The 26,322-nt window shown below is 62.8% G+C and carries 17 protein-coding genes; 6 read left to right on the top strand and 11 right to left on the bottom strand.

Annotated features, from left to right (window positions below; all coding sequences use genetic code 11):
• Positions 1–7 precede the first annotated feature (7 nt).
• From ABB28_RS17755 to ABB28_RS10190, 8 genes are all read right to left on the bottom strand, one after another.
• Positions 8–991: a nitroreductase family protein gene (locus tag ABB28_RS17755; protein ID WP_083491992.1), complete on the bottom strand. Its 984-nt coding sequence runs from the start codon at positions 989–991 to the stop codon at positions 8–10.
• A complete protein-coding gene (locus ABB28_RS10215; RefSeq protein WP_057508525.1) occupies positions 988–2,265 on the bottom strand; it encodes a lipopolysaccharide biosynthesis protein in 1,278 nt (425 codons plus the stop codon). Before ABB28_RS10215 ends, ABB28_RS17755 begins: the two co-directional genes overlap by 4 nt.
• Before the next feature lie 157 nt (positions 2,266–2,422).
• On the bottom strand, positions 2,423–3,391 hold the full coding sequence (locus ABB28_RS18010; RefSeq protein ID WP_152983447.1) for a glycosyltransferase family protein: 969 nt from the start codon (positions 3,389–3,391) through the stop codon (positions 2,423–2,425).
• Positions 3,388–4,677, bottom strand: a complete 1,290-nt coding sequence (locus ABB28_RS10210; RefSeq protein WP_161809867.1) for a polysaccharide pyruvyl transferase family protein — start codon at positions 4,675–4,677, stop codon at positions 3,388–3,390. Before ABB28_RS10210 ends, ABB28_RS18010 begins: the two co-directional genes overlap by 4 nt.
• Positions 4,678–4,698: 21 nt before the next feature.
• Positions 4,699–6,012, bottom strand: coding sequence for a hypothetical protein (locus ABB28_RS10205; protein ID WP_152983446.1), 1,314 nt, complete (start codon positions 6,010–6,012; stop codon positions 4,699–4,701).
• Positions 6,002–6,439 (bottom strand): glycosyltransferase, encoded by a 438-nt coding sequence (locus ABB28_RS10200; RefSeq protein WP_161809866.1) that lies wholly within the window; start codon positions 6,437–6,439, stop codon positions 6,002–6,004. The genes ABB28_RS10205 and ABB28_RS10200 overlap by 11 nt, the downstream gene beginning before the upstream one ends.
• A 38-nt stretch (positions 6,440–6,477) precedes the next feature.
• A complete protein-coding gene (locus ABB28_RS10195) occupies positions 6,478–6,924 on the bottom strand; it encodes a hypothetical protein (protein WP_057508521.1) in 447 nt (148 codons plus the stop codon).
• Between the two features lie 12 nt (positions 6,925–6,936).
• A complete protein-coding gene (locus ABB28_RS10190) occupies positions 6,937–8,103 on the bottom strand; it encodes a nucleotide sugar dehydrogenase (protein ID WP_057508520.1) in 1,167 nt (388 codons plus the stop codon).
• 625 nt (positions 8,104–8,728) lie between these two features.
• Between ABB28_RS10190 and ABB28_RS10185 the strand changes: the two genes are divergently transcribed.
• The 4 genes from ABB28_RS10185 (at position 8,729) to ABB28_RS18205 (ending at position 14,147) form a co-directional block, all read left to right on the top strand.
• Complete coding sequence (locus ABB28_RS10185) at positions 8,729–10,954, top strand: polysaccharide biosynthesis tyrosine autokinase (RefSeq protein ID WP_057508519.1); 2,226 nt, start codon at positions 8,729–8,731, stop codon at positions 10,952–10,954.
• Positions 10,955–11,126: 172 nt separating this feature from the next.
• Complete coding sequence (gene ubiA / locus ABB28_RS10180; RefSeq protein WP_057508518.1) at positions 11,127–12,020, top strand: 4-hydroxybenzoate octaprenyltransferase; 894 nt, start codon at positions 11,127–11,129, stop codon at positions 12,018–12,020.
• Between the two features lie 193 nt (positions 12,021–12,213).
• The gene (locus tag ABB28_RS10175) at positions 12,214–13,638 is read left to right on the top strand and encodes a short-chain fatty acid transporter (RefSeq protein WP_211260384.1); all 1,425 of its coding nucleotides are present in this window, start codon (positions 12,214–12,216) and stop codon (positions 13,636–13,638) included.
• Between the two features lie 338 nt (positions 13,639–13,976).
• A complete protein-coding gene (locus ABB28_RS18205) occupies positions 13,977–14,147 on the top strand; it encodes a hypothetical protein (protein WP_170184009.1) in 171 nt (56 codons plus the stop codon).
• Between the two features lie 51 nt (positions 14,148–14,198).
• On the opposite strand, the gene ABB28_RS10165 is transcribed toward ABB28_RS18205, so the two are convergent.
• Entirely contained in the window at positions 14,199–14,882 is a 684-nt protein-coding gene (locus ABB28_RS10165; RefSeq protein WP_057508516.1) for a VOC family protein, read from the bottom strand.
• 529 nt (positions 14,883–15,411) lie between these two features.
• On the opposite strand from ABB28_RS10165, the gene ABB28_RS10160 reads away from it, so the two are divergent.
• Both ABB28_RS10160 and ABB28_RS10155 read left to right on the top strand, forming a co-directional pair.
• Positions 15,412–23,244, top strand: a complete 7,833-nt coding sequence (locus ABB28_RS10160) for a YadA-like family protein (RefSeq protein ID WP_057508515.1) — start codon at positions 15,412–15,414, stop codon at positions 23,242–23,244.
• An 87-nt stretch (positions 23,245–23,331) separates the two neighbouring features.
• A complete protein-coding gene (locus tag ABB28_RS10155) occupies positions 23,332–24,138 on the top strand; it encodes an OmpA family protein (protein ID WP_057508514.1) in 807 nt (268 codons plus the stop codon).
• A gap of 110 nt (positions 24,139–24,248) precedes the next feature.
• Here the strand turns inward: ABB28_RS10155 and ABB28_RS10150 are convergent, their stop codons facing one another.
• Together ABB28_RS10150 and ABB28_RS10145 are read right to left on the bottom strand one after the other, a co-directional pair.
• Positions 24,249–24,596, bottom strand: coding sequence for a hypothetical protein (locus ABB28_RS10150; protein WP_057508513.1), 348 nt, complete (start codon positions 24,594–24,596; stop codon positions 24,249–24,251).
• Positions 24,597–24,665: 69 nt separating this feature from the next.
• Complete coding sequence (locus tag ABB28_RS10145; RefSeq protein ID WP_211260383.1) at positions 24,666–26,306, bottom strand: AMP-binding protein; 1,641 nt, start codon at positions 26,304–26,306, stop codon at positions 24,666–24,668.
• Positions 26,307–26,322: the final 16 nt, after the last annotated feature.

Here is a 26,322-nt window from a genome sequence, read left to right as displayed (position 1 = left end):
GGCAATGTCACAGCCTCGTGTGTATTTCAGAAACAGGGCGACGGGCCGAAGCGCAGCCACGAAACTCGTCATTCGGGTAGCCGCACGCAATCATCATGATCACGCTATGCTCAGCCGAAATTGGAACTTCGCTTCTGAACGCACGATCCTGAGTGGGGGTCCTGCTCCAGTTCAAGCAACAACTGCCCAGGCCAAGAGAATGAAGGGCGTAAACCAGGGACATAGCGAACATTCCGCCATCGATCCAGGGCTGGTTGCGTTCGTAGCCAGCATCGAATGCGCGCAGGTCGGCAGTTACAATCAGCAGGCACGGAACCTCGTGACCAAAGCCTTTGTTGCCGTTCTGGTACTTCAGGGCGCGATCAATTTTTTCCCTGTCTGATATCTCGTAGACATGCCATGCCTGGCGGCTGCAAACAGAGGGGCTCTTGCTCGCCAACTCGACGGCTCGCAGTATCTGTTCGCGCGCGACTGGCCGGCTGGAGTAATCACGAACGGAATGCCTGCTGTAGAAAAAGCTCTCAGGGGAGTCCAGTTGGCCACTCAGCAGGGATGAGGAAGTCAATTCACGATAGCCACCGCCAACTTCGGGGTAGGCGGGAAGGCTGTCGATGTATTTCAGCGCCGACTCTGTTGCGGCGGTGGCTGCCAAGGCGGGACTTTCGTCGACGAATGTCCTGAGGACGTTCACAGCCACCTTGTCTTGAAAACCACGTGAATCCGCGGCGCCAGCTGCCTTTACGATCCCGAGTAGTTCATGCAGGGCGTCCCATCCAGAGCCTGCCCGTCGGTTGCGGAAGCTCAAGCTCTTCTCAAGGCGATGATATACCTTGACAGCCAGATAGTTCCGGACCGATGAATCACTGTTCGAGAGCCGCCATCCGCCATATTTGATAAAGCGGACATAATCGTACCAGGATCCTGAAATGGCCTGGGCCATGTTTTTTGCCGGGCGGGCGCGACGTTTCAACCGTTGAAGCCAGACTTTCATTGCATGCTCTCGTTTGAAGGGCTCGAGGTGCGCGTTGATGCGTAGCGGAGACTGTTCCTCGCCAGTAGCCACAGCCGGGCCGCTATGATCGAGATTATAGCCCAGGCGACCGGCACGTCCGACATCACAAGATAGCCAGCGAAGAAGAAGAGAAGGCAGAGACCAGCTGCTTCAAAGCGCGACCGCATCAGATGCCTAGAGTCACCGCGCGTGGTCAGAATGATGTCCGACGGAAAGGAAAAAATCTGCGGCGCCAAGGCAGCGATCCATAAAATTGAATGGATGGCGTAGTCGTCGTACTTCCCGTCAAATGCGACGTGCATCATCCATGGCGCGATCGCAGCGAAAATGATCAGGATGGGGCCAAAAACCAAGGCCAGTGTACGCATCATCGGCCAGAACATGCGGTCCAACCCCGGTGCCCCAGATGCAGCGAACTGCTTCGCTGCCTGCGATCGCTCCGCGTCCGAATAAGCAGACGTAACAATGAACAGCGGGCGCGCCATCGTCCGGGACGCGCTGAATGCCGCCACGCCTATGGGGGTCGAGACGATGGCGAGCAACAACTGAACGCCATTATTGTATAGATACTGGGCGAGTGAGCCAGCAGAGAGTTGCCTGATGAACGCGCCGTTGCCGGCCAGGATTGACTTGAACTGCAAAGGTGCCGCGAAGACCAGTCTCCAGCCCGCGAGCGCCAAGAACATGGGCGCGGCACTGAAGAGAATACCGTACGTCAGTAACGCTGATGCGACAGATAGTCCTGCGCCTTCAGCAGATGACACGATCGCTGTTGCGATGATGCCAAATAACAGCAAGGCGAATCCGTCACCGATAAGAATATGTTTGTACGCGGCGGAATGGAAAAACAGGCGCCGCACCAGCGAGTTGATGCCGCCCGTAAAGGTGAAAACTGCGCCTGCGACAAGGGCCGTCTGCCAATATTCGGCACCGAAGTAGTGCGCGACTGGCACGCCGGCCAGCATAAGTCCGGATGATGCTGCCACTGCGATGAATCCGACGCGGAACCATGTGGCATACGCGCCGGCAGCGTCAACGTGCTTGGAGATTGAGATTATTGCAGGAATCAGGATGGCTGATCGTTGCAGGGACTCGGCCAGGAACCAGATAGCGTAGCCCGCCATGAGGGCCCCGAAGTCATCAACATGCAGCCAACGTCCGAATGCGACCATGCACCCCATGGCAATACCCGCGTGGGTGCATTGATCAACCAGGGACGTGGCTTGCCTGATTCTTCCCGCGCGCGGCGTCATGTGAGCGCGCAACCTGTCATGGATCCCCGGGTCGGAGATGCTTCGAAAATTTGGGCCGCGCGTCCGGGGCGACGTCTTTCAGGCTGAAAGAGCTGGTCCTGCCGAGAGGCTCTGGAAATGGGCAGTGGGTGCTGCTGCAAGTCAACGGCATCGAGCGTCATTGTGATACAAAACCGGCGCTCGCAACGCGTGCTTTCCATGACTCGGCGCGTTGTGACGCCGAAATGATGCTGCGCTCCTCCAGCCGCTTTCGGTTGCCCATCGCGCTTTTCATAACCGTTATCAGGTCAGAGGATGTATTATCAAAAAAATCAGCACAGTCAGAGAACATCCTGGTCAGCGTGCCTGTGCCCGAAAGAACGAGAGCCTTTCCAGCACCGATTGCTTCGTTCGCCACGCTCAACTGAATGTCCTCGAAAGTTGTGATTCCGAGAACTACCGACGCGTGCCGCAGCAAGTCATTAAAATCAGATTCTGAGACAAATCCCGTGAATTGAACATTCTCCGGGCATGAGCTCAGCAATCCCTTGGCTCGTGCTTTCTCAAGCCTTCCCGTAATCTTGAATTGCAATCCGGGTGCATGCCTGGCGGCTTCCAATACCATGTCAACTGGTTCGTCGTCAGCGAACGAGCATGGAACCAGAATATAGTTGCCAACCGCGCCGGACGCTGAATCAACGCGAAGTGTCGACGGCGGGTCCTCCAGGACGACTATATTGGTTCCGTCGAGCAACAGATCGCTTGCCTTCGCCGCTATGTCATCATTATGGACGATCACAGCATCGGCTCTCTTCGCGCTATGCGCAAAAAATGGTGTATCAATCCAAGGTGATCTGAGCGCTGAATTATGACAATCGAGCAGGATCTTGAATTTTTTTCCTGTCACGATCCGCGTGATCATCAACAGGTGCGGGATGAAGTTTGGTGGAGCTTGTATCCAGACGATGTCTGGCCTCTCTTTGCGCAAGATGCGGATCGTACTGGCACCTTGCCTCATGTAGCCAGCCAACTTCACCAGAGGGCCGCCCTGTGCCGCGGGCAGATGAAACAGCTTGAATCCCATTAATGCCTGCATTGATACTGCACGACGCTGAAAGCCGGCCCAGGCTATATAGACGGTCTTCACACTTGATCCTTGAATCGTTCAAAGTTCTTGGCTGCCAGTTGCTTGATGCTAGGCAAGCGCGCAGCTAGCTTTTCCTTGTAATGAGGTGATTCCTTCAGGAACCTGGTCACCTGCTCGGAGTACAGTTCTGGCGATGAGTAGGTTGCCCAGTCGCAGCACATTTCTTCGATTTCAAAGTGTCTGAGAAGACCCCGCACCTTGCCCTGGAAATCGAGGAAGTAGCAGGGGGTTGCCGTGCCCAAGGCCGCGATTCCCATATGCATACGTCCTGTCACAACCAGGTCAGTCATGGAACAGAGCAGCTTAACGTCGCGGGCAGATATGCCACGTGTGGCCAATACGAAGCGCGCCGAGATGTCGGCGGGCAACGACGCGGCGACATCCTCCAGTACGCGCGCGTCACTGTGGGGCTCGCGCGGGTCATGAGAGATGGCTATCAGGTGGATCGCCGGGTCCGACCTCAGTATCGATTCAACGTTCCGCTGCACCAGACTGTCGAGGCCGGAAACCGACTCGTTGCCCCGTTTGGCGCCTGCGCTCATCGCAGCGCCGAGTGGATTGGCGTTGAACGCGATGATCTTTTTCCCTTGCGTGCGTAGCTCAGCGATCTTCCCGGTGAGCACTGCCATTTGTTCAGACAGGGAGTCGCTGGGCCTGAGCAGGAAGGCGGTATCCGCGACAAGCTCTAGTCGGTCTGAGCAAATACGACGGAGCCTCTCAAAAGAGAGTGGATCGCGAGCATACTTGGTCACGTTCGGCCCGAGGCGGCTCAAGTACGCCATGCTGTCCGGATTGGCTTTGTCCGAATAGCTGAATCCGAGAATTGTCGCGTCAACTCCAAGCTTGAGGGCGACCTCAAGCATCAACAGGCGTCGGAACGTTCGGCTGCTCGAATATGCGCCGTCCATAATATCGGCGCCCAAGACGCTGAATGTTCTAGCCCGCTTCAGTGTGGAAACGAGCTGGTCCGAAGCGTGCGCCCAAAGAGCTGGCGAAAAGAACCCCTCGATACTAACTTGAGTTATGGAGGGGTCGATGTGGCTCCAATCATCATCTGTCCGGTGACACAGCACGGTAACGGGTAACGAGGACATTGCACGAAGGGTCGTTATCGTCGACGTGAGCATTGCCTCATCACCAAGATTTCCCCGGGATGAAGGCGCGAGCACCACATGGCTGGATTGCTCGCGCTTATCGTCAGCAGTCAGCTTACGCAGAACGAAACGGCGAACGGCTGCATCCGACAACGGGCCAAGGACCTTGATCAGGCTGGTCTTGATGTTCAACTCTGGCATCCTTCCTGGTTCTTAGGCGATTCGATCACGGCTATACAACGCGCGCGATGCCACGATTAGTAAAGATATAGCGGAAATTATTGTTACTGATACAAAGACCGGGAAGGTCAATGACGCAAGAACCATCGAGGATGTGACGCCAACGGCCACCGGTCGGCTCTTCTGGTCCGCTCTGGTGACGATCGATGCCAGGAAAGCTCCCAATAGAAAGAGGTAGCTGACGGTGCCCGTAATTCCCGATACCTGCAGCTGTCTGAGGATGAGGTTGTGAGAGACAAATGGCTGATGACCGTAGCCGAACAGCATCGCAATCGGGTCAGCAGTAATCAGATCCATTTCATGACTCCACCTACTGCCACGTCCTCGAAGGAACTCGCCATCGGAGACGTCGCCGGAAAACGATGAGATGAACGCGGACGCGAACACTTCCATGTAATGGGCGGCTGCCGAGTCAGGTAGCAGCATCCAGATAGCAGCGGCAGTGGTAGCGGCGAGTGCCACGACTGCAAAAAATGCGCTCACTCGCTTCACAAGCCGAGTCATGGTGCCGCTGGAAGCTAAAGCTTGCGCAAGGAGATACGCGGCAAATGCAAGTACGCCTACGCGCGATGTCGAGATTACGATGCCGCTTGCGAGGACAAGAAAGAGAACTCTGTACGACGTGGTACGCATGTATCCTGCAATGTGCAGCCACTTCGATGCTGCGATCGCAAGAACAAGGTAGGCTGCGAAGAAGTGCGGATGCTCCAAGCCGCCCGTAGGCCGCGGCAAATGCGAGCTTCCATACCACTGGAAATAGAAGTGGGGCGCGAAACCAGCGAGCTGCAGACACGACATTGCAACCATGAACACGCCCGTCGCTATGATGAGACGGAAGCAGAGAACGGCCTGCTTCGGTGAGACTGCCCCATTGGAACTGACAAGGACGGCGGTGAGCATCATCGTATGTAGCGCGAACGCACGTGCCAGCTCAGTGGGCCCCGTATTCCATGCCTCGGGCCCGGCTGGTGGCGAAGCAATCAGATGCAGCGCCAGCAGAGATAAGAGGTATATATAGGCAAGCGTAGCGAACAGCCCGGAGCGGGTCAGGGTTCGCGCCCCCTGCACCATCAGAAACGCAAGGCAGCCATTAAGGAGGAGGTAAAGGACCTGGGCTGGCAGCGCCTCCCGTAGCAAGGGAATTCCGGTTACGCTACCTGCCACGCGCAGGACGATGGCAAACACACCCGAGGCGACCAGCAGGCAGCCGAGCGTCGTGGAAGATAACGCGCTGACGCCGATCGCTGAGCTTGCGGTCCGATGGGTTAGTTGAGAGTTAACTCGCATTCCAGATAAAGCTCTTGATGCCTGCAATGAGTGGAGACATGTCTGGCTCGATCGGGGCCAGCGGCACTAAGGGCACGGTTAGGACATCAACCAATTCGGGCCCGTCATTGAAGATGTATATACCTCGCCTGGATCCGAATCGCTTGGCCGTGTCCACCTGATGATCATTTCTATGCTCGGAAAGTTGCGACTGGCGCGGCATCAGAATGATGGGCTTGCTTGCTGTGGCGGCACTGATTATCGAGCCGATACCAGCGTGAGATACGATGATATCCGCAGCTGCTACCAAATCCTGAAATTTGCGCGGATGCACAGTTTTTACGCAGGTCAACCTGCCCTTCGGTGTATACACGTAATCCACATCGATCGTCTGAGCAACGATGTCGATGTCAAGGCGTTCGGCAGCGTAGCGAACCGATTCGATCATGCGGGGGAATGGGATCTGGGTTCCAACGGTCGCGAAAATCAAAGCACAGCTCCCCTGAATTCCACGCGCTCTTTTTCTGCGACCTCCTCCCATTGCGTCAGGGTCAGGTCAGCGAACCTCTTCGCGTAGGAGCCAGACATGGACAGCTGTTCGCCGTTGGCAATGCTGTCGATCCAAATCGTCCGCGCCCCGAACACGTACTTGGCTAGCGCCAGAGCAATCAGGCCCGGTAGAGCACCAGTACTGACCACAACGTCCGGTTTGAACTCAAGAAACGTCCTGGCCAGCCGCCAGACATTGGAACCGATACGTTTCAGCTGGTTTCGATTGCACTCGTGGAGTAACCCGTATTGCGCAACTCCCGCTCGTTGCGGAAGGCCGTCGAGCGTAGTCAGATACAGGACATCTGCTGATGCAAAGGCCGGGCGCATCAACATCAGCTGCTCCCAGTGGCCTCCACCCGAAGCGATCGCAACGATTTTCATGCTTCCGTCCTCTCAGTTCTTGCCAAAGAGGTCACGCGTATACACCTTGTCCCGTACATCGGCGATGTCATCCTCGAGTCGGTTCGCAACAATGACATCGCATTGTTCCTTGAACAGACTCAATTCGTTGACAACGGGTGATCCGAAGAAGGCGTCACCTGGCAGCGCAGGTTCATGCACGATCACTTTGATGCCCTTCGCTTTGATTCGTTTCATTACGCCTTGAATGGCAGATGCACGGAAGTTGTCAGAGCCTTGCTTCATCACCAGGCGATATATTCCAACCACGTTCGGAGCGCGCGCGATGATCTCGTCAGCTATGAAGTCCTTCCTTGTGCGGTTGGCTTCGACAATCGCATGAATAAGGTTCTGCGGCACCCGGTTGTAGTTTGCAAGCAATTGCTTCGTATCCTTGGGGAGGCAGTATCCACCGTATCCAAAAGAAGGATTGTTATAGTGCCCCCCAATGCGTGGATCGAGACTCACGCCCTCGATGATCTGCCGGGTATCCAAGCCATGGGACGCTGCGTAGGTGTCCAGCTCATTGAAATAAGCCACCCGCATCGCAAGATAGGTGTTTGAAAAGAGCTTGATCGCTTCGGCTTCGGTCGAATCCGTGAACAGCGTCGGAATGTCGCTGAGAAGTGCGCCCTTCTTCAGCAGGCCGGCGAAGGTTTCGGCTCGCTCAGACTTCTCGCCAACAATTATTCTGCTGGGATGAAGGTTGTCGTGCAGGGCGCGACCTTCCCTGAGGAATTCCGGGGAAAAAATGATATTGCTCGTGCTGTATTGTTCGCGCAGCTTGGCTGTGCAGCCGACTGGGACCGTGGACTTTATTACAATCACCGCGTCAGGATTGACGGAAATCACGTCCCGTATAACCGATTCGACAGACGATGTGTCGAAGAAATTTGTCGTAGGGTCGTAGTCGGTTGGCGTGGCAACTATCACGTATGAGGCGCCTTCGTACGCGTCACGCGCGTTCAATGTCGCCCTCAGGTCAAGCTTCCTGTTCGCAAGAAAATCAGCGATATCCACGTCTTCGATGGGTGCATTGCCGGCGTTGATCATGGAAACTTTTCGCGCATCAATATCGAGTGCCACCACTTCATTGTGCTGGGACAAGAGGACGGCATTTGACAGTCCTACATACCCGGTGCCTGCCACGGCAATTTTCATAGCTAGTTTCCTCTTGTTGCTTATTATCTTGGGGGCGCCCTGCAGAGGCTGGCGGGATGCGCCATCGACGCTCCTATAAGCGCGCTTCAACTTCCATGTGATTTTGCCGCTCTTCTGGTTTATTCACGAGACAAGGCGGCCTCATCTTCAAGAGGTGGCGGAGATGCTACTACAGCCCACCTACGGCGTGAGATCAGCTGCAGCGCGTCAGGCTTCCCCGGCGCGTTCCGACGTTGGCGTGGCACAGCAGGATAGCTGATTGCGTGACTTCCTGCGCACTGCGATATCGACTGTCATAGCTGTTTTGATGTGATGCACTGCACGCTATCTTAAAAGCTGAAGCGTTACTGAAGAATGGGCTGCGCCGGTGGTGATCGTGACAGTGTCAGCCCTGTTCTTTTTGTCCTCTGGGGTTCAAAAGCGTAAACCTCAGCCCCCTGTGGGGGGGATAGGGTAGACTGTGGCGCTGACAATCACGCTCCGCCATCCCCGGTCTTGCAAGCGGGCCTCAATGTGGGTGTGCAGCATGAGCGAGCGTAGGTTGGATTGGATGTGAAATTAGGTGCGTTTTTGATTTTGAGCAGTCGGTCACATTGGCTGACTGTTCCCGAACGAAGTGGGTACGATGAGAAACAAGACGGACTCTAATGCTGTCAGGGACGATGAGATCGATCTGCGCGAATTGCTCGGAACCCTTGTGGATCGCAAGTGGTGGATCCTCGCTGCTACCGGCCTGTTTTTGGCCCTCGGCATTGCTTACGCATTCCTGGCGACTCCCGTGTACCAGGCCCAGGCAATGGTGCAGGTGGAATCTAAACTGCCGTCCATCCCTGGTCTCTCGGACCTGACGTCCTTGTCGGGAGGCGGAGGCGCTGCCGCGACAACGGAAGTCGCGCTGCTGACGTCGCGAAGTGTACTTGGGGCAGCCGTTGACGAGCTCAATCTTGATGTCCAGGTCTCGCCCCGCCGCATGCCCTTGTTGGGAGGTTTTTTTGCTCGGCGTTTCAAGCCGGTTGCTCCTGATGAAGTGGCGCCGGTTAAGTTCGGCCTCAGTCGGTACGGTTGGGGCGGGGAGAGCCTCTCGGTTCATCGCCTGACCGTCCCTGCGACGTTGGTCAACGCGCCACTCATGCTTGAAGTCGCCGACGATGGAAAGAGTTTCGTGCTCTACGACGACGAAGGGGTTGAGCTGCTGCGGGGTGTTCCCGGCACTACGGCCACGGGTCGTGGCGTGACGCTGGATGTCGCTGGCCTGAGCGCAAACGCCGGGACACGTTTCGATATCGTCAAGGCGAGGCGGCTTGACGTGCTGTCGGAGCTACAGGAGCAGATAAAGGCGGGCGAGCAGGGAAAGGATTCAGGCATCTTGTCGCTGACTTACGAAGATGAGCAGCCTTTGCGTGCGCAAGACGTTGTGCAGAGGGTTGCCGAAGCCTACGTTCGTCAGAACGTCGATCGTAGCTCTGCCGAGGCCGCGTCGCAGTTGCAGTTTGTCAAGGACCAGCTCCCGACCATCCGGCGTCAGGTGGAGCAGGCTCAGGCAGCGATGAGTAGCTATCAGTCGCGCTCGAACTCGGTCGACATAACAATGCAGACTCAGGGGCTTCTGCAGCAGGAAGTGGCAGTTGAGGCAAGCATCCAACAGTTGCGTCTCAAGCAAGCGGAGATGGACAGAAGCTTTACCCGCGAGCATCCGGCTTATCGTGCATTGCTGAGCCAGTTGGGTGAGCTGGAGGCGCGCAAATCAGGCTTCCAGCGCCAGGTAAGCAACCTGCCAGATACCCAGCAGGAGCTTTTGCGACTCACTCGGGATCTGCAGGTCAGCAATGAGCTCTACACGGCTCTGCTCAACCAGGCTCAGCAGTTGGACGTCGCGCGTGCCGGTGCCGTGGGCAATGTTCGAATCGTCGATCCCGCCATGGTTGACATCGCAAATCCGGTGAAGCCGCGCAAGGCATTGATTATTGCAATCGCCGCGCTCCTTGGCGCCTTCCTCTCCATCGCGTTTGTCTTCCTGCAGCGCATGCTCAATCCGGGCATCGAAGATCCGGCAGAACTCGAAGAGCTTGGCCTGCCGGTCTACGCCGCCATCCCGCTCAGCGTGTCCACCACGCTGCCGAAGCTGCGCAAGGGCAAGCACGGCACACGCGTCATCGCCGATGGTCGCCAGCATCTGCTCGCCGTGAGCTCGCCTGCTGATCCCACCGTGGAAGCGCTGCGCAGCCTGCGCACCAGCCTGCACTTCGCCATGCTGGAAGCGAAGAACAACATCCTGACCATCTCCGGCCCGCGTCCGGGCGTCGGCAAGACGTTCGTGTCCAGCAATCTGGGTGCGGTCATCGCGCAGGCTGGCCAGCGCGTGCTGGTGATCGATGCGGACATGCGCAAGGGCACTCTGCACAAGTTGCTGGGCATCTCGCACCAGAAGGGCCTGTCGGACGTGCTGGGCGGCAAGCTGGCGGTTGAAGCGGCCATCCACCCGGTGCCCGGCCTGGACAACATGCACTACATGGTGCGTGGTGATATTCCGCCGAACCCCGCCGAGCTGCTGATGCACCCGCGCTTCAAGCAGATGCTGGAGTCGCTGTCGGCGCAGTACGACCTGGTCATCGTCGATACCCCGCCGATCCTGGCCGTGACCGATGCGGCGCTGGTCGCTACGCATGCGGGTTCGAGCCTGCTGGTCACCCGCTTTGGTGTGAACCAGGCGAAGGAAATCCTGCTCACCCTGCAGCGCTTCGAACAGAACGGCGTGCAGATCAAGGGCGCGATCTTCAACGCGGTGGAAAAGCGTGCGACGGGCTATTACAGCTACGGGTATTACGAGTACAAGTCCGACGGCAAGGATTAAGGCCGTTGTACTGACGGCTCTCGTAGCGCCGGGCGGTGCCCGGTGGAAGGCCAAGGCGTGACGACCAACGGTCGTCACCCACCGAAGTGGTCGTCACCCACCGATTGCTGAAGCATGACGACCAGCGGTCGTCACTACTAAGGCCTTTGGCCGGCGGGAGTATCATTTCCCCATGTCACATGCTCCCCTTCACGCTCCCTCCGGGGACGCGACGCCGCGCTGGCGGCACTACTGGAAACTGATGCGCGCCGATCGCCCGATCGGCACGTTGCTGCTGCTGTGGCCCACCTGGTGGGCGTTGTGGCTGGCCTCGGGCGGGCTGCCGCCGCTGTGGACGCTGTTCGTGTTCACCGCTGGGGTCTGGTTGACCCGTTCGGCGGGCTGCGTGATCAATGACTACGCCGACCGCTGGCTGGACCCCCACGTCAAGCGCACCAAGGACCGTCCGCTGGCCAGCGGTGCGGTACGCGGCCGGCACGCGCTGCTCCTGTTCGCGGTGCTGATGCTGGTGGCGTTCGCGCTGGTGCTTACCTTGAACTGGCTGACCGTGGCGCTGAGCTTCGTCGGCATCTTCCTGGCGGCCAGCTACCCGTACCTGAAGCGCTATACGCACCTGCCGCAGGTGTATCTGGGCATGGCCTTCGGCTGGGGTATTCCGATGGCCTTCGCGGCCGTGCAGGGTGGGGTGCCGGCGCTGGCGTGGCTGCTGTACGTGGGCAACATCCTGTGGTCTACCGCGTATGACACCTGGTACGCCATGGTGGACCGCGATGACGACCTGAAGATGGGCTCGCACTCCACGGCCATCCTGTTCGGTGATCTGGATCTGGTGATCCAGGGTGTGTTGTATGCGCTGTTCCTGGCGGCGATGACGCTGGTGGGCGTGCGGGCGGAGCTGGGGGGGTACTACTTCGTTTCGGTGGGCGTGGCGGCGGGGCTGGTGGCGTATGAGTTCTGGCTGTGCCGCAACCGCGAGCGCGATCCGTGCTTCAAGGCGTTCCTGCACAACAACTGGGTGGGGGCGGCCCTGTTCGTGGGGATCGCGGTGGCGCTGGCGCTGCGCTGAGGTGCTGAGGCAGCGGTAGCGCTGCAAAAGCGTGACGACCAACGGTCGTCACCCACCAGGGCAGCGGCATGACGGCCAGCGGTCGTCACCCACCAGGGCCGGCCGTCACTACCGGGGTTACTACCAATAGGGTGCAGACAGGTCCGGCGCGGGCCCGCACAATCCCTCCATCAACGTTGGGGAGGGTAAGGCGATGGCCAGCACGGCGGTGGTACAGGATGGCTGGATGGCGCGCGCGGCGCTGCGTTCGGCGGCCTGGGCAGAGAAGTGGTTCCCGGATGCCTATGTGTTCGCGGTGTTGGGCGTGGTCATCGTGGCGGTCACCGCCATCGGCTTCGGTGCGACCCCGCAGGCCACCGCGGAAAGCTTCGGCAACGGCTTCTGGAGCCTGATTCCCTTCACCATGCAGATGGCCTTCGTGGTCATTGGCGGCTACGCGCTGGCCACCGCGCCGATCGTGGCGCGCTTCATCGATTTCCTCGCCCGCGCGCCGAAGACCGGCCGGGGCGCGGTGGTGTACGTAGGCCTGGTCAGCATGCTGGCCTCGCTGCTCAGCTGGGGCTTCTCGCTGGTGTTCGGTGGCCTGCTGGTGCGTGCGCTGGCGCGCCGCGAAGACCTGCGCATGGATTATCGCGCCGCCGGCGCATCGGCCTACCTTGGCCTGGGCGCGGTGTGGGCGATGGGCCTGAGCTCATCGGCCGCGCAGCTGCAGGCGAACCCGGCCAGCATGCCGCCGGGCCTGGTGGAGATCACCGGCGTGCTGCCCTTCACCGAAACCATCTTCCTGTGGCAGTCGATCGTGCTGACCGCCGCGTTGATCGTGGTGTCGCTGCTGGTGGCCTGGTTCACCGCTCCGCGCGAGGCCACCGCCCGCGTCGCCGCTGATTTCCAGGGCGCCGCCCAGGCCGAGGCCGAACCGCTGCAGCCGCGTACGCGCCCCGGCGAATGGCTGGAATACAGCCCGCTGCTGACCGTGCTGCTTTCGCTGCTGGCCTTCGGCTGGCTGGCCAACGAGTTCGCCAGCAAGCCGGTGGTCAGCGCCATCGCCAACCTCAACACCTACAACTTCCTCTTCATCTCGCTGGGCCTGCTGCTGCACTGGCGCCCGCGCAGCTTCCTCAACGCGGTGGCCAAGGCCGTCCCGAGCACCACCGGCGTGCTGATCCAGTTCCCGCTCTACGGCGGCATCGCGATGATCCTCACCCATGCCGCCGGCGCCGACGGGGAGACCCTGGCGCATCGTCTTTCCACGGTGTTCGTGCACATCGCCAGCACGGATACCTTCGCGCTGGTGATGGGCGTCTATTCGGCGGTGCTCGGCTTCTTCGTGCCGTCCGGTGGCGGCAAGTGGATCATCGAAGCGCCGTACGTCATGCAGGCAGCGAACGAACTGCAGGCGCACCTGGGTTGGGCGGTGCAGGTCTACAACGCAGCCGAAGCGCTGCCGAACCTGATCAACCCGTTCTGGATGCTGCCGCTGCTGGGCGTGCTCGGCTTGAAGGCGCGCGACATCGTGGGCTTCACTTTCATCCAGCTGCTGGTGCACATCCCGCTGGTGCTGGGCCTGCTGTGGCTGCTGGGCATGACCCTGGAGTACGTGCCGCCGGTCATGCCCTGACCGGGGCCTTCCGGCATCAGCAGGTGACGACCGTTGGTGCGGGACGACCGTTGGTAGTGGGTGGCGACCGTTGGTCGCCACGCTGCTGGGCAATCGTCATCGGAACGTCACGATCCGGGCCTCGCATGAATAGCCCAAAGCACACCGCGCCATGAACACATGCATTCCCCGCATGAACTCTTAAGGTGCTTGTCCCACAAGGCCTGCAGCCGTGTTCCAAGGCCCTGCGGCAGGCGCGTGATGCTGCCCTCCACAGATACGCACGCATGGTTAACCAATGCCTGCAGAGGATGGCCATGACCGCGGCATTCCGCATGCGGCTTTACGGAGTCATCCAGATGGCTAACCAGCAGAATCAGCAGAACCAGGACCAGAAGAACCAGCAGGGTCAGCAGGGTCAGCAGAACCAGCAGGGCCAGCAGGACCAGAAAGGCCAGCAGCAGCAACAGCAGCAGGATCAGCAGAAGAACAAGAACCAGCAGCAGGGCACCAACGAAGAAGAAGAATGAGTTGATGCCCTACGCTGAAGAGACAAGGCCCCGCACCTGCGGGGCCTTGTTTTATGCGGTGGCCGACGTGCTGCGCACGCGCCAGCCGTGATCCGCATCGCCTACGTCGGCCGCGTCGCCAGGGGTCTCGATCGTCACCACGATTCCCTGTGCGTTGGGCAGGTCCACCTGCTCGGGGAACCAGTGCCGCGCTGCATCGACCACGATCAGCAGGCCTTCGTCGTCGCCCATCGGCGCGAAGAAAGGGGTTGGCTCGGACAGCGGTGCCAGCGCAAGCGTGCCGGCAAGCAACTGCTGCATCGAAGGCACATCGGCAACCGGCAGGCCGACCTCGCTCAGGCAGGTGATCTCGCTGCCATCGAAGGCGCCGGCACGCGTTGAAGCGGGAAGGCGCCTGCGTCCAATCAACTCCAGGATCAGGCCATCGGGTCCGGTGAAATACACCGACTGTGATTGCCAATGGCTCTGCAGTGCGAAGTAGTCCTTGCCATCGGGCGAGCGTTGCAACGGGGTGCGTGCGCGCAGCCACGACATTGCCTCGCCGAAGCGGTTGTCCGGCACGTTGAAGGCCAGGTGCACGCCACCGAGGGGTCGCCCGGCGGCGGGAACGAGCGTAATGGTGCTCCAGCCGATCACCACCTGGTTTTCCTCCACACGCAACTGCAGGACGTCGCGGAAGTAGTGCGCGACGCTGGCGGGGTCGGATACGGGAAGGGTGATCTGTCGGATTCGCATCGGCAGTGACAGTAGCGGGGAGTCCCCACTGTAGCGCGCCGCCCTCCGATACGACTTTAGTGTGACGGACCGCTCACTTTATTGACGACGTCAATCACACATTGTTAGGATTGCGTTGTTCGGTAGACCAGTGGATGGTTGATCACGTGCCAAGGAATCTGGCTTTCGCCCCCGCGCGAACGCCGGCCCCCGCACTCTCAAACAGCCCCTGGCCTGGTGAACGGTAACGACCCGTTCGGGTCGTACAGGGGCAATTCTGTATGTCGCAGTACCTGACGTCGCGCGCAAGCGCGGGCGGCGCTTTGCTTCGCCTTGAATCTGCCATGCACGGGCCCTGCGGGCCTGTCGATTTCCTGTGCGCGCGTGGTTCCCACCACGCAATCCGCTGCTGTTCCCCAACCGATCACCGGTCAGCCCGCCAGCTGGCGCGCTCCTGCGGACCGCAGCTGCCACGTGCAGCGGCGGCCGCCCTCATGTGCGGCCACCAGCAGCGGGCCGTCGACTTCGTCACTCCCGTAGAGAACCTTCAATGAACAAGATTTACCGGAAGATCTGGAACAAAGCGCTCGGCCGGATCGTGGTCGCCTCGGAACTCGCCAGCAGTGACGGCGGCGGCGGCACGGTCGGTGCAGTGGGCACCCAGCGCGGTGGTGCGCATGCGCGCCTTGCGCTCGGCGTTGCCCTGGCATTGGCTTCGATGGGCGCACATGCGCAGGACATGGACCTCGGCCCGGATGGCTCGGTGACCGCCGGCCAGACCGTGCTGGACAATGAAGGCCTGCGCGTGGGCGCGGCCGTTGCCATCGGCGCCAACGCGATCAGCGTGGGCAGCCTGGTGATGGACGCCGGCAACAACGAACTGCGTGGCCTGTCCAACCGCACGTGGAATGCCAACGGCAGCTACACCGCCGGCCGCGCAGCCACCGAAGAACAGCTCAAGGTGGTGAGCGATTCGGCCAATGCCGGCTGGAACGTGGCCGTTGGCGGCAGCAGCGCCAACATCGGCCCGGGCGGCACGGTGACCTTCCAGGGCGACAGCAACATCACGCTCACCCAGACCGGCACCGATGACAACGGCGCGGTGCGCGTGGCGCTCAACCCGAACCTCAACCTGGGCGCTGCCGGCAGCGTCACCACCGGTGCGACCACGGTCAACAACGCGGGCCTGACGGTTGGCAGCTCGTCGGTCAACGGGACCGGCCTGCGCATCACCAACGGCCCCAGCGTGACCACCACAGGCATCAACGCCGGCAACCGCGTGGTCACCGGCGTGGCCAATGGCGCGATCACCGCGACCAGCACCGAAGCCGTCAACGGCGGCCAGATCTACTCGCTGCGCGATGAGCTGTACACGGTCGGCGCCGGCGTGAAGTACTTCCACGCCAACTCCGCAGCCGCCGATTCACAGGCGGTGGGTGGCCAGTCGGTTGCCATCGGTCCGAACACGATTGCCGAGGGCTACCACAGCATCGCTGCAGGTGATGGCGCCAACACCGACCTCACCGCAGAGGCCGCCATCGCCATGGGCCGTGGGGCCAACACCGATGCCGCACGCAGTGTGGTGCTGGGTGACCAGGCCACGATCGGCACGCGTTACGCCGACGATGCCATCGTCATCGGCACCCGCGCCCACGTCGACGGCGTGCAGGTGGCACCTGCAAACGCCGCCATCGCCATCGGCATGGATGCGTCGACCAAGGCCGACAGCAGCATCGTGATCGGTAATGCGGCGAGCGTGAACTCCGAATACGCCACCGACAGCATCGCCATCGGCAGCAACGCGCGTGCCGAAGGAATGACCGCGATCGAAGCCGTCGCCATCGGCGTCAACGCACGCGTGACGGCGACCCAGGCCACGGCCGTCGGCACCGACGCCCAGGCGCTGGGCGCCAACAGCATCGCACTGGGCCAGGCCACGGCAAGCGGCGGCAGCGCCATCGCAGCCGGCAACGCCGCAGAAGCAGAAACCCCCGACAGCATCTCGCTGGGCAGCGGCGCCGGTGTGGGCACGGTGGGCAACGCTGCAGGTGACCGCACTTCGCACATCGCCATCGGCACCGGCGCAGGCACCAACGTGGCCGGCAACCAGACCACGGCGATCGGCTTCCAGGCCGGCGCGAATGTCACCGGTGACCAGAACATCGCCATCGGCAGCCAGGCCGGTTCCGGCCTCACCGGCGACTTCAACGTGGCCATCGGCTACCAGGCCAACAACGGCGTCGGCAACCGCGAGCGATCAGTCGCCGTGGGTAGCGGCGCCAGCGCAGACAGCGACGCCACCGCCTTCGGCTACGGCGCCACGGCGCAGGGCGTCGGCGCGGTAGCCGTGGGTACCGAAAGCAATGCGGGTGCGCACGGCGTGGCACTGGGCCGCAACACGGTGGCCGAGAACGGCAACGTGGCACTTGGCTTTGCCTCCGAAGCACGCAACAGCGACCTGGTCGGCAACGGGTACCTGACCGGAACCGCGCCGACGTCCAACGTGGTGTCGGTCGGCAATACGTCGGCTGGCGCCCAGCGGCGCATCGTCAACGTGGCCGATGGCGCGCAGCGCTATGACGCCGTCAACGTCGGGCAGCTGCGCGCGACCCAGCAGACCGTGGCCAACCTGATCGGCGGCGAGGTCAGCGTGGATCCCGCGAGTGGGAATTTCTCGCAGATCACGGTGCGCGACACCAACAACAACGAATTCAAGTTCAATACCGTAACCGAAGCGCTGGGTGCGGTCACCAACGGCACCGTCAGCACCCTGCCGGCGAATGCAGTGGTACGCAACGCGGGCGGCGGCATCAGCAACATCAACGCCGGCGTGCTGGGCACCGATGCGGTCAACCTGACCCAGCTGAACGAAACCGTTGCCAACAACAGCAGCAAGTACGTCAGCATCAAGTCCACCGATGCAGCCAACCGCGACAACGCGGGTGCCACCGGCAGCAATGCCACCGCCATCGGCCCGCAGGCCGATGCGACCGGCAACGAAGCACTGGCGCTGGGTTACCGCACGCGCGCGCAGGCTGCCAGCGCGGTCGCCATCGGCAGTGATGTGAACGCACTGGGCGTGGCATCCACCGTAGTCGGCAACGAGAGCTATGCGTACGGTCGTTCGGGCATCGCGATCGGTGATCGGGCGGTCAGCAGCGGCAACAATTCCATCACCATCGGCACCGATGCGCAGGCCGATCCGAAGTCGCCGGTTGCCACGGTCAACAACGCGATCGTCATCGGCACCGAGGCAGAAGTGTCTGCCGACGACGGCATCGCCATGGGCCGCAGCGCGCTTGCATCGGAAGAACGTGCGGTGGCCCAGGGCTACGACGCCCATGCCACCGGGATCGACGCGATGGCCGAAGGGACGCGGGCGCGCGCCAGCGGCCTTCGCTCGCAGGCCAGCGGTACCGACGCGCAGGCGTCCGGTGTGGATGCCATCGCCTCGGGCACCGATTCGCGGGGTTATGCAGTAAATGGTGTCGCACTGGGCAGGGGGGCGGTCGCCGGTATTGCCAACCCGCTGCCTGCAGACGTTGCCAACAACATCAATGCAGTGGCCATCGGCAACGGCGCGCAGGCTGTCCAGAACAGCGCTACCGCGCTGGGTAACGGCGCCAGCGCCAGTGCGGCATCGGCCTATGCCGTGGGTACCAATGCGTCGTCCACCGGCGTGTCGGCACATGCCACCGGCACCAATGCGCGTGCTACCGCTGAGTCCGCCATCGCATCCGGCACGGGGGCGTCCGCAACGGCGCAGTACGCCGTCGCGGTCGGCGCTACCAGCCAGGCAACGGCGGTCAACAGCTTCGCTGCCGGCTTCAACGCACAGGCCAGCGGCGCTGATGCCTTCGCACTGGGTCGCGGCAGCCGTGCCAGTGGCCCGGATGCCATCGCCTTCGGCCGTGATGCGATTGCCGCCGAAGCCGACGCCGTGGCTCTGGGGCACAACTCGGTGACGGCAGCAGCGGTAGGCACTGCCAACGCCACGGTCGACAACGTCAACTATGCCTTCGCCGGTACCACCCCCGGCAGCACGGTCAGCGTCGGCACCGACACCATCAAGCGCACCGTCACCAACGTGGCGGCCGGTCGCATCAGTGGCACCAGCACCGATGCCATCAATGGCAGCCAGCTGTTCGCCACCAACCGTGCCGTGACCGCACTGGGCACCAACCTGGACAGCGTGGGCGGCAGCATCGCCAGCGGCCTGGGTGGCAACTCCTTCTACAACAGCGGCGCGCATCAGGTGGTCACCAGCTTCCAGCTGGGCAGCAATACCTACACGACGGTGGGCAGCGCACTGACCCGTGCGGCCAGCGGCATCAACCTGACCGCACAGGGCGCCAACGCCACCAACGTCGGCCCGACCAGCACCATTGGCAGCACGATGGATCTGCGTTCGGCCAACAACAACCTGGCGGTGACCAAGACCACCGACAGCAACACCGTCGAGTTCAAACTCGCCGAAGACATCGACCTGGGCGTCGACGGCAGCCTGAAGACCGGCAACACGCGGGTCGACAACGCAGGCGTGGCAATCATCGACGGCAATCTGTCCAACATCACCAACGCCGGTACGTCGGTGGTGCGCGATGGCACGGCAGATACCACCGTCACCGCAGGCACGGTGGCAGTGACCACGGGCGGCAACACCACCACCTTGGGTGCCACCAGCGTGGCCGTTGGCGGCGCCAATCCGCTGCTGGTCGACGGCAGCACCGGCACCGTCACCGGGCTGAGCAACAAGAGCTTCGATCCGAGCAACATCACCAGCGGCCGTGCGGCCAGTGAAGACCAGCTGCTGCAGGTCAGCAACGTCGCCAACGCCGGCTGGAACGTCACCGATGCAGGCGGCAATGCCGCCAACATCGGTCCGAACGGCCAGGTCACCTTCACCGGTGACGCCAACCTGGACGTGGCCCAGACCGGCGCGGACGATGCCGGCGTGGTCGGCATCGCGCTGAAGAAGCAGATCGACCTGGGCACCGCCGGCAGCGTCACCACCGGCGGCACGGTGGTCGACACCAACGGCGTGCAGATCAACAACGGCATGGGCAGCACGATGGTCGGTGGAGGCATTGCCCTGCTGAGCGATGGCACCCGCTTCACCGCCGTCACAGCGGGCAACGTGGCCGTGTTCGATGGCGCCCACACCAGCCAGCTGAACACCACCAACCTGCAGGTGGGTGGCGCCAATCCGGTGGTCGTCGACGGCATGGCCGGCACGGTCAAGGGCCTGAGCAACAAGACCTTCGACCCGGCCAACATCGTCAGCGGCCAGGCCGCCAGCGAAGACCAGCTGCTGCAGGTCAGCAACCTGGCCAATGCCGGCTGGAACGTTACCGATGCCAACGGCAACACCGCCAACATCGGCCCGAACGGCCAGGTGACCTTCACCGGTGACGACAACCTGGACGTTGCGCAGACCGGCGGCGACGATGCCGGCGTGGTCGGCATCGCGCTGAAGAAGCAGATCGACCTGGGCACCACCGGCAGCGTCACCACCGGCAACACGCTGGTCAACAACAACGGCGTGGTGGTCAACAACGGCACTGCATTCGCCAGCACCACCGTCGATGGCCTCACGGTCGGCAATGCCGTCGGTGCCACCACGGTCGGCGCGACCAGCGTGGTGGTTGGCGGTGCCAGCCCGATCGTGGTCAATGGTGCCGGCGGTACCGTCACCGGCCTGACCAACAAGACCTTCGACGCCGGCAACTTCACCAGCGGCCGCGCCGCCAGTGAAGACCAGTTGGCTGCGGTCAGCCAGACCGTCAGCGCCGGCTGGGACATCAGCGCCGATGGCCAGAACGGATCGAAAGTGTCTTCGACCAGCGCCACCGGCAGCACCGTGGACCTGCGTTCGGCCGACGGCAACGTCGTGCTGACCAAGACCACCGGCAGCAACGATGTGGCCTTCGGCCTGGCCGATGACATCGACCTGGGTGCCAACGGCAGCGTGACCGCCGGCAACACCACGCTGGATACCAACGGCCTGTCCGTCACCGATGGCACCAGCACCACCGGCATCGGTGCAACGGCGATCACCGTGGGCGGTGCGAACACGCTGGTGCTCAACGGCGCCACCGGCACCATCGGCGGGCTGAGCAACAAGACCTTCGATCCGGCCAACGTGACCAGCGGCCAGGCCGCCAGCGAAGACCAGCTCAAGCAGGTCAGCGACGTGGCAAACGCCGGCTGGAACGTGGCCGATGCCAACGGCAACAGCGCCAACATCGGCCCGAACGGCAAGGTCACCTTCACCGGCGACAGCAACCTGGACGTGGCCCAGACCGGTGCGGACGATGCCGGCGTGGTGGCGATCACTCTCAAGCAGAACCTGGACCTGGGCAGCACCGGCAGCATCACTACCGGCAACACGGTGGTCGACAACGCTGGCGTGGCGGTCAAGGATGGCATCTCGTCCAGCGTGTTGGGCGCGGGCAGCCTGGCGGTCAGCGATGGCACCTACGGCAGCAACGTCGGTGCAACGGCAATCACCGTCGGCGGCGCGAACACGCTGCTGCTCAACGGCGCCACCGGCACCATCGGCGGGCTGAGCAACAAGACCTTCGATCCGGCCAACATCACCAGCGGCCAGGCTGCCAGCGAAGACCAGCTCAAGCAGGTCAGCGATGTCGCCAACGCCGGCTGGAACGTCACCGATGCGGGTGGCAACACCGCCAACATCGGCCCGAACGGCAAGGTCACCTTCACCGGTGACAGCAACCTGGACGTGGCCCAGACCGGCGCGGACGATGCCGGCGTGGTGGCGATCACCCTGAAGCAGAACCTGGACCTGGGCAGCACCGGCAGCGTGGTCATCGGCAATACCCTGCTGAACAACAACGGCCTGACCCTGGTCGGTGGCCCGAGCATCACCAGCGCCGGGATCGACGCCGGCGGCAGCCGCATTACGAACGTCGCTGCGGGCGTGGATGGCACCGATGCGGTCAACCTGGACCAGATGGGCGATGCCATCGAAGCCGGTCGTACCCGTTACTACAGCGTCAACTCCACCGGTGGCGGCAATGAAGCCAACGATGGTGCGACCGGTGCCGATGCAATCGCCGCGGGCCGCGATGCTGAAGCCGATGGCGACCAGGCCGTTGCCATGGGCGTGGGCGCAGTGGCCGCCGGCACCGGCAGCCTGGCACTCGGTGCAGGTGCGAATGCGCAGGCAGTGAACAGCCTGGCCTTCGGCAGCGGCGCGGTAGCCAGCCATGGCAACAGCATCGCGATGGGTGCCGGTTCGGCCACCACGGTGGGCGCGCAGGCGAACTACCAGGGTGCCTATGTCGGCAATTCCAGCTCGACCGGTGAAATGAACCTCGGTGGCCGCCAGGTCACCGGCGTGGCAGCCGGCTCGGCGGCGACCGATGCGGTCAACGTCAGCCAGCTCAACGCCGGCGTTGCCAGCGCGGTGGGTGATTCCAAGCAGTACACCGATACCCAGATCGGCACGGTGAACACCCGTATCGATGGCATCGACAACCGCGTCACCACCATCGAAGGCGACCTCATCGACATCCGTGGCGACATCACCGACATCCGCAACGACGTGGTGGATATCCAGGGCGACATCACCGACCTGGATGGCCGCATGACCAGCGTGGAAGGCGATATCCGCAACGCCAACCAGGTCGCGGGCACCACCGCCGCCAAGGTCACCGACATCGAATACGGTGCCGACGGCATGTTCCAGGTCAGCCAGACCGGTGACCTGGTCAAGCCGCTGCCCACCGGCCAGAACGCGGTGGCCGGCGGCAACGGCGCGGTGGCGTCAGGCACCAACAGCACGGCACTGGGCAACCAGGCCGTGGCCAGCGGCGCCAACAGCACCGCCATCGGCCAGGGTGCCGTTGCCAGCCACGACAACAGCGTCGCGCTGGGCCAGGGCTCGAAGACCACGGTGGGCGCACAGACCGGCTACAACGCCGCGTACGTGGGCAGCAGCACCTCCACCGGTGAGGTCAACATCGGCGGCCGTACGTTGACCGGCGTTGCGGCCGGCATCGCCGGCACCGATGCGACCAACGTCAACCAGCTCACCGCGGGCGTCAACCAGGCCATCACCTCGGCCAACCAGTACACCGATGCACGCATCGGCAAGGTGGAAGACGACCTGTGGCAGCTGGACCGTGGCTACCGCAGCGCCACTGCCGCGGCGATGGCGATGGCCGGCCTGCCGCAGGCTTACCTGCCGGGCAAGAGCATGTTGTCGATGGCCTTCGGTGGCTACCAGAGCGAGTACGGCATGGCGCTGGGCCTGTCCGGCATCACCGACAACGGCCGCTGGGTCTACAAGGCCCAGGCCAGCGGCAACACCATGCGCGACTGGGGCTTCTCGGTCGGTGCCGGCCTGCAGTGGTGATGTCGTCCTGACCCGGGGGAACGGGGCCGGCCATGCGCTGGCCCCGCTTCCCACGCCGTATCCCATTCGAATTCGAAGGATTGTTTGATGAATATCGCAAACCGTTTCAAAGCCGCGGCAACGGCCGCGCTGGTCCTGGCCCTGGCTGCCTGCAGCACCCACGCCACCAAGCAGGGCACCGGTGAAGTGAGCTTCCCGGATCCCGACCGCATCGTGTTGAAGGAAGGCACCTTCCCGAACGTGGCCAACCTGCGCAGCATCGGCCCGGGTGTCACCAAGGAGCAGCTGTACCACCTGCTGGGCCGCCCGCACTTCAGCGAAGGCTTCGCGCCGAAGGCCTGGAACTACCTGTTCCACTTCCGCACGCCCGAAGGCGTGGTGACCTGCCAGTACCAGGTGCAGTTCGACGATGAAAAGCGCGGCCACTCGTTCCATTGGGCACCGGCATCCTGCGCCGATGTGCTGGACCCGCCGGCCCCGCCGGTGGCCCCTGCCGCAGCCGCTGACGGCGTGGCGCGTTTCTCGCTGTCGGCCGATGCCTTGTTCGCGTTCGGGCGCTCCGGCGTGGCCGACATCAAGCCGGACGGCAGCGCCGAACTGAAGCGCATCGCCGCCGAAATCAGTGCCGCCAAGGACAGCCAGGTGACGGTGGTCGGGCATACCGACCGCATCGGCAGCGATGAAAGCAACCAGCGCCTGTCGCAGGCACGCGCCGACACCGTGCGCGGCGTACTGGCAAGCCACGGCGTGGCCGCAGGCAGCATCCGTGCCGAAGGCCGCGGCGAAGCCGAACCGGTAACGCGTGACTGTGCCGATTCGCTGGCACACCGCGCGCTGGTGGCCTGCCTGGCCCCGGACCGCCGCGTGGAAATCGCCGTCAGCGGCTCACGCTGACCGCACCGGTAGTGACGGCCGCTGGCCGTCAACGCCTTGTCCCGGTAGTGACGGCCGCTGGCCGTCCTGCTCCCGGTGGGTGACGACCGTTGGTCGTCACGCGCTTGCCATCAAATCCCGCTCTTGGCGAATTCCTGATTCAACGCATGCGTCATCCGCGCAATCTCAGGCGTCAAGCACGTATTGAACTGCGCTGGATCCTTGCACCGCGCCGCCACCTCGGTCGAGCGCTGCTTCAACCCGAACGTCCCCAGAATCCCGCGCGCGCGGACGAAACACGCCGCACCCGGTGACCCCTGCTGCAGCTCGCCATGGCGCGCCGTGCAATGGGTGATGGCCGCCGCCAGTGCAGCCGCATTGACCGCATACAACGCACCTTCGCTGGTATCAGCAGCACGCGCGTGGTGGGGCAGGGCGATCGCCACGCCCAACAGCATCGTCGTCCAGATCGATTTCACATCAACGCTCCGGCACAGGCAGGCGGCCCGTGCATCTTCTGGGCGTGATTCTAGCGCACGCGCACCGGCTCATTGGCCCGCCTGACGGGCCACTTCGGCTGCCCGCAGCACGAAGCGCTGCACCTTGCCACTGGGGGTCTTCGGGACCTCGCTGACGAACTCCACCAGCCGCGGATAGGCGTGCGCGGACAGTCGTGTCTTCACGTACTGCTGCAGCTGCGCGGCCAACGCCGCATCGCCTTCGATTCCGGTACTGGTGATCACGAAGGCCTTCACGATCTCGGTGCGCTGCGGATCCGGCACGCCGATCACCACCGCCTCGGCGACGGCCGGATGTTCCAGCAGTGCGCTCTCCACGTCGAACGGACCGATCCGGTAGCCGGACGAGGTGATCACATCGTCGGATCGCCCGATGAAGCTGATCGAGCCGTCGTCCTCGCACTCCACGGTATCGCCGGTCAGGTAGTAGCCATCGCCGATGGCCGGTGTGTCCGCGCCGTAGTAGCCGGTGAACCACATCAGTGGCGAGCGCGCGATGTCGATCGCCAGGATGCCCGGCGTGCGTGCGGGCAGCTCGTGGCCGTCGTCGTCCAGCACCGCCACGCGGTAGCCCGGCATCGCGAAGCCGGACGACCCCGTACGCACCGCGTGGTGCAGCGCGTGATGGTTGTTCACCACCATGCCGGTTTCGGTCTGGCCGTAATGGTCCAGCACGGTGGTGGACAAGTGGGCGGCGAACCAGCGGGCGATCTCGGCATTCAGCGGCTCGCCGGCACTGCTCACCGCACGCAGTTGGCCAGCGACGCGCGCGGCCGACGCCTCGCCCGCCGCAATGATCTGCCGGTAGGCGGTCGGCGAGCCCGCCAGGTTGGTCACGCCCAGCCGTTCGATCACCTCGTGCAGGCCCTGCACGGTGAACGGCGCCTCGTTGAAGGTGGTGGCCTCGCCGAGCATCAGCGGGCCGATCACCGCGTAGTACAGGCCATACGCCCAGCCGGGATCGGCGATGTTCCAGAACACGTCGCCGGGCCGCAGATCGACCGCCAGCTGCATGTAGCTGGCGAAGGACATCAGCGCCCGCAGCGGAACCGGCACGCCCTTCGGCGCACCCGTCGTGCCGGACGTGGACAGCAGCACCATCAGCTCATCGCCACGCAGCAGCACCGGTTCGAACGGCGCCGCGCCGGCTGCCGCGATGCGGACACGCCAATCGATGTCCGCTGCATCGGCGGGCTGGCCGGCCGGCAGGATCGTGGCGACCGGCGGACAGTCTTCGACATCGTCCAGCTTGTGCCGGTTGGCGTGGTCGGTGACCACCAGCCGGGTGCGGCCGGTGCGCAGGCGCGACTCGATGGCCTTGGCCCCGAACGCGGTGAACAGCGGCTGATAGACCGCGCCGACCCGCCACGTACCGAGGATCGTCGCCAGCAGTTCCGGCGTGCGCGGCAGCATGCCGGCCACCACGTCGCCGCGGCCGATGCCCTGAGCGGTAAGCACATGCGCGACCCGGGTCGAGGCGGCGCGCAGGTCTTCGAAGGTGTAAAGGTGCAGGCCGCCGTCCGTGCTGATCCAGCGCAGCGCGAGGCGGTCGCTGCCGCAATGGCGATCACAGCATTCCACGCACGCATTGATGCCGTCCTGCAGGTCGCCATGCAGACGACTTTCCCAGTCGTGGAGGTTGAAGTCATCCACGGCACGTTGATAGGTCATGGGGGAGCTCCGGGGC

It is taken from the genome of Stenotrophomonas chelatiphaga (genome assembly GCF_001431535.1).
Classification (GTDB): Bacteria; Pseudomonadota; Gammaproteobacteria; order Xanthomonadales; family Xanthomonadaceae; genus Stenotrophomonas; species Stenotrophomonas chelatiphaga.
The sequence above is the reverse complement of the archived record's forward strand: the minus strand, read 5'-3'. Positions and strand labels throughout refer to the sequence as shown.